At 62.7% G+C, this 10,490-nt stretch carries 10 protein-coding genes and 1 pseudogene; 7 read left to right on the top strand and 4 right to left on the bottom strand.

What is annotated here, in order from left to right:
• The first annotated feature begins 11 nt into the window (after nt 1–11).
• The 7 genes from K7H22_RS18775 to K7H22_RS18745 are packed head-to-tail and all read left to right on the top strand — an operon-like array spanning nt 12 to nt 5,417.
• A complete protein-coding gene (locus tag K7H22_RS18775) occupies nt 12–665 on the top strand; it encodes a virB8 family protein (protein ID WP_230802372.1) in 654 nt (217 codons plus the stop codon).
• Between the two features lie 2 nt (nt 666–667).
• Complete coding sequence (locus K7H22_RS18770; protein ID WP_230802371.1) at nt 668–1,363, top strand: TrbG/VirB9 family P-type conjugative transfer protein; 696 nt, start codon at nt 668–670, stop codon at nt 1,361–1,363.
• A complete protein-coding gene (locus tag K7H22_RS18765; RefSeq protein WP_230802370.1) occupies nt 1,360–2,739 on the top strand; it encodes a TrbI/VirB10 family protein in 1,380 nt (459 codons plus the stop codon). Before K7H22_RS18770 ends, K7H22_RS18765 begins: the two co-directional genes overlap by 4 nt.
• A 4-nt stretch (nt 2,740–2,743) precedes the next feature.
• The gene (locus K7H22_RS18760; protein WP_230802369.1) at nt 2,744–3,730 is read left to right on the top strand and encodes an ATPase, T2SS/T4P/T4SS family; all 987 of its coding nucleotides are present in this window, start codon (nt 2,744–2,746) and stop codon (nt 3,728–3,730) included.
• Nucleotides 3,727–3,921 (top strand): DUF4177 domain-containing protein, encoded by a 195-nt coding sequence (locus tag K7H22_RS18755; RefSeq protein ID WP_230802368.1) that lies wholly within the window; start codon nt 3,727–3,729, stop codon nt 3,919–3,921. The genes K7H22_RS18760 and K7H22_RS18755 overlap by 4 nt, the downstream gene beginning before the upstream one ends.
• Complete coding sequence (locus K7H22_RS18750; protein WP_230802367.1) at nt 3,918–4,328, top strand: hypothetical protein; 411 nt, start codon at nt 3,918–3,920, stop codon at nt 4,326–4,328. Before K7H22_RS18755 ends, K7H22_RS18750 begins: the two co-directional genes overlap by 4 nt.
• A gap of 12 nt (nt 4,329–4,340) precedes the next feature.
• Nucleotides 4,341–5,417, top strand: a complete 1,077-nt coding sequence (locus tag K7H22_RS18745) for a type IV secretion system protein (protein WP_230802366.1) — start codon at nt 4,341–4,343, stop codon at nt 5,415–5,417.
• Between the two features lie 274 nt (nt 5,418–5,691).
• On the opposite strand, the gene K7H22_RS18740 is transcribed toward K7H22_RS18745, so the two are convergent.
• The 4 genes and pseudogenes from K7H22_RS18740 to K7H22_RS18725 all read right to left on the bottom strand — a co-directional run.
• Complete coding sequence (locus tag K7H22_RS18740) at nt 5,692–6,408, bottom strand: hypothetical protein (protein WP_230802365.1); 717 nt, start codon at nt 6,406–6,408, stop codon at nt 5,692–5,694.
• A 1-nt stretch (nt 6,409) separates the two neighbouring features.
• The gene (locus K7H22_RS18735) at nt 6,410–9,274 is read right to left on the bottom strand and encodes an HsdM family class I SAM-dependent methyltransferase (RefSeq protein WP_230802364.1); all 2,865 of its coding nucleotides are present in this window, start codon (nt 9,272–9,274) and stop codon (nt 6,410–6,412) included.
• A gap of 67 nt (nt 9,275–9,341) precedes the next feature.
• Nucleotides 9,342–9,533 (bottom strand): hypothetical protein, encoded by a 192-nt coding sequence (locus tag K7H22_RS18730; RefSeq protein ID WP_230802363.1) that lies wholly within the window; start codon nt 9,531–9,533, stop codon nt 9,342–9,344.
• Nucleotides 9,534–10,092: 559 nt separating this feature from the next.
• A pseudogene (locus tag K7H22_RS18725) lies at nt 10,093–10,490 on the bottom strand (type VI secretion protein); the annotation flags it as partial.

The raw sequence follows: 10,490 nt of genomic DNA, 5'->3' as shown, positions 1-10,490 counted from the left end.
GGGTGTGACACGTGGCGAGTGAACAAGAGATCATCGAGGAAGAACTGGTCTACGGTGCCTTGCGCCGCGAACGGCTCTGGCAACGCCTTGGTCTGGCAGGTCTTGTCTTCGGCATCATCGGCTGTCTGAGTGCCGCGGCTGTCTCGATCCTCGATGTCGATCCGCCCCCCGTCGTTGTCCCCTATGATCCCGCCACCGGCTTTGCACTCCCCGAGGCCTCGGTGGGCGCTTCCTCGGTGACCGCCAACCAGGCGATCATCGAGGCGGAGGTCTTCCGCTATGTGACCGACCGGGAGATCTACAATCAGCTCGACAACGATCTGCGCATCCGCAGCGTCCTGCGCCGCTCGGACGGGGCCGCCGAGAGCGGGTTGCGCCAGATCTGGAACAGCGCCAACGAGAATTACCCGCCGACCGTCTATGGCCCCAACGCCCGGCTCGACGTGGAAATCCTCAGCATTAACCGGATCGGCACCAACCGCGCCACGGTGCGCCTGCGCAAGCGTCTGACCTCCATCAACGGCACCCAGACCGGCCTCTTCACTGCGACGCTTCTCTTCGAGTTCCGCCCGGAGACCCGTCGCTCCATCGATGAGGTCTGGACCAATCCATTCGGCTTCACCGTCCTCGAATATTCCATCCGCTCCGACAGATTGGAGAACTGACGTTGTTGTTTATAAGATCGCTTATTTTTGTCATTGCCCTGTTGCCCGGCCTCGCCTCTGCCGAAGCCATCCCGCGTGGCGGTCCCAACGACAACCGGGTGCGCTTGGCTACCTACCAGGAGGGTCAGGTCTACCGTCTCAACGTGTCGCTCACCCATGTCACCACGGTCGAATTCGGGGAGGGCGAAAGCATCCGCTCGATCATCGCGGGCGACACCGAGGGCTTCGAGATCGACGGCGTCCCGGGCGGTCAGGCCTTCGCGATCAAGCCCGTCGCGCGCGGCGTCCATACCAATGTGACCGTCTACACGAACAGGCGCAGCTACTATTTCAACGTCCAGGAGGTCCGCAGCCCGACCTTCTACGTGGTGCAGTTCCGCTATCCTGACGACGCTGCGCGCCCGACCCGGGCCATCGCCGCCCAAGCGCCGAACTACAATTACGGTGCCAGCGCGCGGACCGAGTTCACGCCAACCCGCATCTGGGATGACGGGACGTTTACATATTTCGCGTTTCCAAGAAACGCGCCTGTGCCAGCGATCTTCCGCTACGCGGGCGGCCGCGAGCGCACGGTCAACACGCAAACCCCTGAAGACGGCGTGATCCGCGTCAGCGGCGTAAACCGCCAATGGGTCCTGCGACTTGGCGAAGAGGTGGTCTGCATCGAGGCGATCCCGCCCGCGGAGGCCGCCTCATGAGCGATACCGAGAACACCGAGCTGGAAAGGCGCCTCGCCGCTCTTGAGAAAGGCAGTGCCCGCGCCCCCATAGCGGCGCAGCGCCGGTCGCCCCTTCTCGCGCTGGTCGTGGTCTTCGTCATCGGCTCGGGTGGTGCCCTGCTTTATCTCCTCTCACAGCCCGAAGAAGAGGAAGCCTTGCCGACGGCCACTCCGGACGTCTTCCAAAACGAGGGGGATGGCTTTGGCGCTATCGAGACCTTGCCCCCGCCCGAGCCCGAGGTTGTGTTCGTCGGACCAGACCCCGTCGAGCCCAACGCGGAGCTTCTGGCGCAGATCAGCGCCCTGCAGGCCCAGATCGAGGAATTGCGCAAAGCCCCTGAACCAGTTGTCGAGGAAGACACCGCCGCCGCAGAGGCAATTGACGCGCTGACCGCTCAGATTGCGGCGCTGCAAGCCGCCTCGGAAGCAGCACAGCAACGATTTCAGGACGAACTGACGGCGCGGGATCGAAGTCTTGAACAACTCCGCATGGATCTGGAACTGGCCCAACTCGAGGCCAGCCGGCCCCAACCCGCCCCAGCGGGCCCCACGGAGGATGAGCTGCGCGCACGCGAGCAAGAGCGATTGCGCCGCGAGGAAGAAGCCCGGCGCATGGCCGAGCTGGAGCGCCGGGCCGCGGAGGAACGCGCCTTCCAGGAGCGGCGCATCGCCTCGCCCACCATCGCGTTTGGCGGTGCCTCAGGAGCGAATGAAACGGCTCTGACCGAACGCACCTTCGGCGAGGTGACGGATTTCGTGCTGAACGGTGCGCTGCCCTCGACGGTGACGCAAGCCGAGGTGATCGCCAATCCCTCCAACACCATCATCAAGGGCACTATGATCCAGGCCGTCATGGAAACTGCCCTTGACAGCTCCCTGCCCGGCCAGACCCGTGCCGTGGTGTCCGAAGATGTCTACAGCGTCGATGGCGTGCGCCTCCTGATCCCGCGCGGATCGCGTCTCATTGGGCGTTACCGCGCGGGCGTCGATATCGCGCAGCGCCGCGTCACGATCGCCTGGGACCGGATCATCCTGCCCGCGGGCCAGACCGTCCAGATCAGCTCCTTTGGAGGTGATGAACTGGGCCGTTCTGGCGTCACCGGTTTCGTGGACACACGCTTCGCCGAGCGTTTCGGGTCGGCCGCCCTGATCTCGCTGATTTCTGCCGCACCCAGTGCCGCCGCCTCCGAGGTCCAGGATGAGACTGCGGCCGACGTTCTCGAAGACGTGGGCGATGATCTGGCAGATGCCACGGACAGCGTCATAGGCGATTACCTCTCCATCGGCCCCGTCATCTATGTCGACCAGGGCGCCCGCGTCACGGTCATGGTCGACCGCGATCTGGAGATATTCTGAGCCCATGTCGCTGAGCTATCTCGAAACCTCGCTCGACCGGATCGACGCCGCCGCCCGCGACGATGTCATCGAGATCTGCATCAACCCCGACGGGACCTGTTGGGGCGAGTTCCAGGGCGATCATTTCATGCGGGCGCTGGATCAAAAGCTGACGGGCGTTCAGGTCAGGGACCTCGGCAACCAGATCGCCTCTTCGGCCAATACCACGATGAGCAAGGACCGCCCCATCGTCTCGGTCTCGATAACCTATAAGGGTCGCCCGATCCGCGCACAGGTCATCACCCCGCCCGCCGTGCTCTCGGCCATGTCGATCAGCCTGCGGTTCTTCTCAAGCCTGCCACTCGAAGGCATTGCGCTCGATTTTCTCTACGGCAAGGAACGCAAACTCGAAGACCTGCGCGTGGAAAAGAAGCGCGCCTTGCGCGCCGTGGTGGCTGCCGGATTGATCGATGATGCGCTGGCCTTCTGCGTCGAGAACAAACTCAACATGATTGTCTCGGGCGGCACCTCCACCGGCAAAACCGTGGCCGCGCGCAAGATCCTCTCTCACGTACCGGCCGAGGAACGCATCGTCACCATCGAAGAAGCCGCCGAGCTTCTGCCGACCCAACCAAATGCCGTGACCCTCATCGCCAATCGCGACGCGGAATTCCAGACCGCCGATGTGCTTCTCACCGCCACGCTGCGCATGCGCCCCGACCGGATCATCCTGGGCGAGGTGCGCGGCAAGGAGGCCATGACCTTTCTGGAAGCCATCAACACCGGCCATGGCGGCTCCATGACCACGCTCCATGCCGAAACCCCGCAATTGGCCGTGCAGCGCCTCGCGATCGCAGCACTCAAAACCGAGATCCCGATGACCTATGCCGACATGATCCAGTACATCGAAAATTCCATCGATGTGATCATCCAGGCCGGTCGCCATGACGGCAAACGCGGCATCACCGAATTCTACCTGCCCGGCGCAACTGAGATTGGAATTTCCCCATGAAGACCTTTGAATACGATATCCTGTCCTTTCCCATGACTCGTAAGACCAGCCTTGCCGACATGCAGGCCAGCCTGAATGCCAAAGGTGCAGAAGGCTGGGAGGTGGTGTCGATCAGCTCCTCGGAATTCGCCAATGTCGGGCACACGGTCTTCCTGAAGCGTGAGACCGCACCCGCCGGAGCCACGGCATGAGGCAGGCGCAGCACCTCGCCTTGGCCGCGCTGGCCCTAAGCCTGACGCCTACCTTCGCCGTTGCCGAGCGCAACCTAGTGCCAACCCTCGATCGCAGCTTTGACGTCTGTCCGAACCGGCCCGCTGAACCCGTATGGATGCAGGAGATCTCCCTGCGCCAAGCCTATCAGCGCGTGTTGGTACAGGACATCTACCGCGCCCAGAACCTCGAGCGCATCGTCGAGACCGGCAGCTGCGACTGCGGCACCCGGTTCCCCTCCTGGGACGCGGCCGAGGGCGTGTTTCGGGAAAAATACGCGAGCAACGAACGGTGGGAAATGCTCGAAGCTTCTGATGGCTACAACCGCCGCGCCAACGCCGCACGAACTGCCGCCAAGGCCATCTGCGACGCCGCAGCCAATTGGTAAGGCAGCCCCGCGATGAGTGTCGTCACCTACTTCGTTGAAACCTCCCAGGCCTATCTCGACACCGCTGCCGAAACCCAGTTTGGTGCGGTTGCGGAAACAGTCGGAACGCTCCTGGTTTTGGGGACAACTCTGGTGGTGATCCTCGTCGGCATCAACATGATCTATCAATATCGGGCCATGGATGGGCACACAGCCTTCTGGCTCGCGGTCAAGATCGGGCTCATCGGGATATTCGCGACCAATTGGATGCAGTTCAACGCCTTCTCGTCTGCCATTCTCTATGGGATCGACAGTATCGCGGGCGCGCTCGTGGCCTCCGTCGGCGGCGGCAGCCCGGGGCCTTCTGGAACTTTCGCTGAAGAATTCGACCGGCTGATCGCCGAGCTCGGCGATTACCTGAATGCCGCCGGGTCCGAGCTGAACTGGATGGCTGGCGCCATGCTCGACATCGTCGGAGTGCTTCTGCTCTCGATCCTCGGCGGACTGGCCGCCTTCATCCTCGTGGCCTCCCGATTGATGATCGCGCTTCTGATCGGGATCGCCCCGGTGATGATTTTCCTGACCCTCTTCGAGGTGACCAAGGATTATTTCGCGCGCTGGTTATCCGCGCTTATCTCCTTCGCGATCTACCCTATCGTGGTCGCAGGGGTCTTCGCGACCATCACTGGGGTGGCCTCGGCTCTCATCGGCGAGTTGGGTGATCCGGAAGGGGCTTCCAACATCGGCGCGCTTATACCCTTCTTTATGATGGTGCTCATGGCCAAAGGGTTCATAATCGCAACACCCTTCATCGTCCGCGCGATCTCCGGCAACATCATGATGCCCGCACTCTCCGGCGGCCTCGGTGGCGGATACAGTTTCGCCCGCGCCGCCATGGGAAGCCAGCAAACCTACAACCGCTATTTGATCGGAGGCGCGAGCGGTGCAGAATATGCAGCCCTCAGGGCGCGACAGTTCTTCGGGGTACAGCAGATGCCTGTGAGACAAGGCATGGGGCAGACGGATTCCGGAGGCAGCACAGGATCCGCAGACTCGGGATCAAAAATGCTGGCGCAGCTGGCGAGACTGGGACGGCTTGGGCGACGGTGACGGCCCTTTGCGGACGGTCAAGCCTCGCCGGTGCTGCGCGGCGGCATTCCCCGGACCGTCCGTTGAATACGGGGCGCGGCATTTCGGGCTGCGGAGCGTCAGCTACGCTTGGCGTCCAGCCTCTGGCTGACAGCGCCCATCTGAAAATAGAGACCCGATTGGACCGATCAGAAGGTTCGCGATGTCGGACGTTGAAGACTGACCGGGATCTCCCTTCGGATCGCCGAAAGCGGCCGTTCGTCCCAATGAGCTTCAAGTCGGCGATGCGACCGCACTACATCTCGATCCAGAGGTGATCGAGCCGAATACCGCCAAGCGCCGAACTGCGTGTGTGGGCAGAAGTGAGGCCCGCCACGCGCGATGGCGAATCATACTCTAGGAGCGACAACTTGTCGGCGGCAGACCAGCCCTCGACGGCGTCGCTTTCGAGACCGTCGATCCAGTCGTCGAGCTGGACCGCCCACGATGGGATGTCTCGCTCCTGCACGTAGGCGATCATCGCCGCCCGATCGTGTGACGAACCGTGATGTCCCGCCTTGAAGCGTTGCACGCCGCCGGTCGTGCTGAAACGGCTGTAGAGATATTCGCGTTCGTCCCGCTTGTGGCCCGTTGGGGTTGGGAGCCGCTTGCATTCGATCGGAAGGAGCGTTTGGTACTCGGTATATTCGCGGCCTTCGATCCAGATAACCGAGCCGCTCGGCGCGACGGCGAGGTCGATGGCGCGCCGGCCATCGGCGGTGTCGGGCTCTTCGCGCCGGAATTGCAGAAAATCCCAGCCTGGCGTGTGCCGGCTGGCGCTGGCGAGCTTCGCGCAGAGCTGCGCGGTCAAGGCGTCCTCGCCAGTCTGCGCGGGCCGGCGGGGATCATCGCGCCAACTGGGTAGGACGCTTTCAATGAAGCCGATGAGAGCATTCATCCACTCGCCCGGAAGATGGACCTCGCTGTCCAGCGTTCCGGCCTGCGTCCGGCGCTCTCCCTCGTCAGCCAACATACTAGAAGCCCTGCTCGCGCAAGTCGGCGAGCACGTCATCGGCATCGCGCAGCGCGATCGATCGGGTCCAGAACCGGTGCCGGTCGGGCTTGAGTAGGAAGACGAAGCCCTTGTCGTAAAGGCGGATAATCCGGGTGACCGTCAGACCCGAGCCGCGGCGCTCGTGGAGGAGCACATCGAGCCTGCCGCGCAGCTCATCTGCTCCCGACCAGTCCACCGCGCCATCGCCAAACGTATAAGCTCTGCAGATCGCGCCCGACCACCGCTGAGATTCGAGCGGGCGTATCGGATTGCGGGTGTAGACGGTGTTGAGCTGACGGGCGAACACGGCATCGAAGTCAGCAAGAGCATCGTCTGGCGCTGCTCGCATTACCGGCGCGGTAGCGCCGAGCCGGATAAAATCCCGTTGATGCGTCACGATATCCTGGGCGACGATGCGCTCATTTTCGCTGAGATCGAGGTCCTCGTCTTCGGGATAAGGCAAAGCGTAGATATCAGCGCCCAATATCGCCGTCGCGCGTTGGACGAACAGGCTGGCGCTGACTGCCGCGACATAGGCCCGCAACGCGGTGCTTTCACGTTGCAGCCACGCTTCAACGGCTCTGAGCTTGTCGATGTCACGCTGATTTGCGGCAAACCCCACGATGCGGTGCTTGTAGGCGAGATAGTGGCCGGCCCACACACCGTGGTGTAGATCATCGTTCTCCTTGATCAGGAGAAAGGGCGGCGTGAAGCGGCGCTCGGTCTTGGGCCGCTTGATCGGTCGATCTGGCACGGTCTCAAGAAAACTCGTGTCCAGTCCGGTTTCGGAAAGTGCGCTCGTCGGCAGCAGCGGTTTTCCAACAAGATGGTCGGCCGGCGCGGACTCGCCACTGAGACCCGCGATGAAACCTTCCCCGAAATCCCACTCCTGCTTGGCGGCATAGTCTTTCAGCGTTGGAAATTTCCGAAGCCGCTCGACAAAGTCCCGTACACGATTTCCACCGAGCAAGTTCGAACGCCAGATATCGCATGACCGCTCGGCATCGGCATTGCGGAGCCAGAACAGGTCATAATAGTCAATGTCGAAGCCCTGCTCGGCCGTGGCGCGGCCATTGCGGCGAAAGACGGCATGGAGCAGTCGGCCGTCGACGGACGGCTTGCTGGCTTCGGCAATGACCACGACGATCTTGGGGTCGGCTTCGCCCTTCTTGAAGAGCCCGCGGACCGAGACGAAGTCCAGGATCTCGCGGACCCGCCAGCGGCTGAAGAAGGACTTCCGAAAAGCAAGCGCGTTTTGATTGTAGAGGAAGCCGGAAGGCTCGACCATCGCCAGCACGCCATCGGGAGCGAGGAGCTCCATCGCTTCGTCGAGGAAGAGATAGGCAAGCTGCTTGTCGGCAAGCGCGCCGTTGGCCTTTTTGTAGGCGGCGTAGCTTCGTTTCGCGCCGGCAGTCGGCAGCGATGATTCGAATGGCGGATTGCCGAGGATGGCGGCGACCGGCGCGCCGACGAGCCTTCTGGCCTTAGCATCGAAAAAGCAGCTGTGATGGAGCGTCGTGCCCGCGAGAGGCGGGAAGAGCTTGACGCTCGAGCGAATTTCCTCTGGCTGCAGCGCGTCGCAGAGGCTCAGGCAGAGGCTGAAAGCGGCAAGTTCGACCGCGCCCTCTTCGAGGTCAATCCCGTGAACCCGCTGGAGTAGCGGGCGCAGCTCATCCACGCCGGGGCGCGCCCAGTCGTGGTGCCAGCGCCAGTGCAGGACGAGCCGCCGATAGGCTTCGACGAGGAACACGCCCGACCCGCAGGCCGGGTCGAGTATGACGCCGTCGCCGGCCATCAAGCGGTCGAGCCGTTCCCAGCTCAGCGCTTCCTCAAGCATGAGGCGCACGAGTGCGGGCGGCGTGTAGATGGAACTTGCCGCGTCCTTGACAAAGAGCTGATAGATATTGCTAATCAGCTCAACCGGGAGATCGCGGAACGAATAGAGCCGCCAGAGACTTAGCTGGCCAGAGCTGTCCTCATAGCCTTCGACCAACCGGGCGTAGCTGGCAAGCTCGGTGCTCGCCGACAGCGCCGCGCGGTCTTCCTCTGTCAATTTGAAGACGTGGCCGTTGAAACGCTCTTCGAGCGCCTCGAGCAGCGCGATCAATGCCGGGCCGTCGCCGAGGATCTCGAAGAAGCGCCCTGCGCCTTGGCGCGCCTGGTTGAAATCGGTCGGGAGCAGTACCGAGCGTTCTTCGAGATAGGCGATCAGGAGGGAAAGGATCAGCAGCTTTCGGCGCAGCCTAGGCGACAGCAAGTGCCGCTCGGACAGCTGCTTGGCAAGCGAACGAACCTCCTCGACCAGCGTCCGATGCGCCGCCTTCTGGGCGGAGAGCATCAGGCTGCAGGCGTGGGGATCGTCCCAGATCGTACCGTTGCGGATGCGCGCCGCATCCCACCAGACGTCGAGCTCGGCGATCTTAGCGCCTGTCAGCAGCGTTCGGATCGGCCGGCAGATGGGTTTGCCGTCGGGACCGGCGAAGTCGGGTTCGTGCGCGCAGCGGAACAACTGGATCGCGCCGCGGCCCGCGCGGTAAACGAGCGGGACGCCGCCCCAACTCCACAGCCGCTTGTGCAGCTCGGCGAAACGCGCGTCGTCGGGTTCGTCGGCCGCGTCGAAGATGAAGGCTTGTGCGACCGCAGCGCGGCCGTGACGCGCCGCTTCGAAGAAGACCGCGCGGGCGCCGTAAGACAGCGCCTTCTCCATGATCGCGACTTCCTCGGGCGGACGGCCGGCGTGATCGTAGCCCGCGACCGGAACCAGCCCGTCGACGACTGGCAGGTCGCGCGCCTCCGCTATCGCGAACAGCCAGTCGGCCGACTCCATTCGGGTGTCGAGTGTCATCGCTGCCGTCTGCACGTTGACGCCGCGCGGGTGCTGCCCGAGCGCAAGGATGTGGCCGCCGGAGCGGTCATTTCTGCCGCTCCTTTTTGGAAAGCGCGAAGCCGTCCTTCAGCAGGTCGGTCATGCTGATGCCTTCCGCGACAGCAAAGCCCTTGAATTGCTTCTTGAATTCCGGGCTTACCTTGAAGTTCAGCGAGACCCCTTTTTCGGGTTCCTGGCCGCTTTCGTCGTCGGATCCAACTGGCTGGTTCCTGGCCATTCGGCCCCCCTTTTCTTGGCGACCGTCCCTGTTCGACCGCGATAACGCATCCTGAATTCCATATTTCTGGCTTTCGTGCAATCCAAAAAGCCAGAAATGTGGATTTCCACAAAGGAACCTCGCGCTTCAGTCGTCTGCCTCTGATCGGCATGCGGAGATACCTTATCAGAACAAAAAAGAACATATAGTGATGCTTTCCCTTCGTGGACCCGGCCACCTTGCTACGATGTAGCTCTGTCGGCCCGGCGGGCGGGGTCAAGCCGATTGCGGTCGCTGCTGTTGAGGAAATTATTCTTACCTACGAACAAGGGACGTAGTTCCCCGACAAAGAAGCCACAGCCCCGTTAGCTACAGTTCGAATCAGCGACTGCAATCCGAGCCTGTTTTACTCGCCCCGCCGCGCTGCCGCCAGGCGGCTCTCCGCCCTCCACGCTGATATGGGCGCTCGCCAGCCTCCGGACGGTTGAGCTTCTGCTTTAGGCCAATGCGGCCATTGTCTTGCTGCACTGCCATTAGTCTGCTTTCCGCCCTCTATGACCGTCGGACCATGCCCACCGCCCTACCGATGAATTGGCTTTTTGCCACCCTCCTCCTGCAGCATCGCTTCCATTGCATCCAATCCATCGACAGCAGAGCGCATCTGGGCCCCATCATCCACGCCCACTGTCTCAGCATCCGCAACCTGGCCCCCAAAATCCATCTCCATCTGGCGCTGTTCCTCGGCGATGACGGCTTGAACGACAGGCGCGGTCTTCTTTGGAGCGGCGTCGGCTTGGCCTGACGGTTGACCATCGCCAGCCTGGCTTGCCCTCTCCACATCGGCTTCTGTTCCCCCTGGCCCATCCGACGGCGGCGTCATCGGCATGGCGCGCACACTCAGCGGCAGCGTGCCTTGCGATCCCCCTCCCCCCGGCTTCGGAAACGGCAACTCGCCTGATTGCGCCGCGTGGATCGCCT

The sequence above is a fragment of the Seohaeicola saemankumensis genome, assembly GCF_021021435.1.
In the GTDB taxonomy this organism is placed as follows: Bacteria; Pseudomonadota; Alphaproteobacteria; order Rhodobacterales; family Rhodobacteraceae; genus Seohaeicola.
This window is presented reverse-complemented; position numbering and strand designations above follow the sequence as displayed.

Excerpts from the sequence above, each read along its gene's own strand:
- K7H22_RS18765 (WP_230802370.1), top strand. The coding sequence starts at position 1,360 with ATGAGCGATACCGAGAACACCGAGCTGGAAAGGCGCCTCGCCGCTCTT.
- K7H22_RS18760 (WP_230802369.1), top strand. The coding sequence starts at position 2,744 with ATGTCGCTGAGCTATCTCGAAACCTCGCTCGACCGGATCGACGCCGCC.
- K7H22_RS18755 (WP_230802368.1), top strand. The coding sequence starts at position 3,727 with ATGAAGACCTTTGAATACGATATCCTGTCCTTTCCCATGACTCGTAAG.
- K7H22_RS18750 (WP_230802367.1), top strand. The coding sequence starts at position 3,918 with ATGAGGCAGGCGCAGCACCTCGCCTTGGCCGCGCTGGCCCTAAGCCTG.
- K7H22_RS18745 (WP_230802366.1), top strand. The coding sequence starts at position 4,341 with ATGAGTGTCGTCACCTACTTCGTTGAAACCTCCCAGGCCTATCTCGAC.
- K7H22_RS18740 (WP_230802365.1), bottom strand. The coding sequence starts at position 6,408 with ATGTTGGCTGACGAGGGAGAGCGCCGGACGCAGGCCGGAACGCTGGAC.
- K7H22_RS18735 (WP_230802364.1), bottom strand. The coding sequence starts at position 9,274 with ATGACACTCGACACCCGAATGGAGTCGGCCGACTGGCTGTTCGCGATA.
- K7H22_RS18730 (WP_230802363.1), bottom strand. The coding sequence starts at position 9,533 with ATGGCCAGGAACCAGCCAGTTGGATCCGACGACGAAAGCGGCCAGGAA.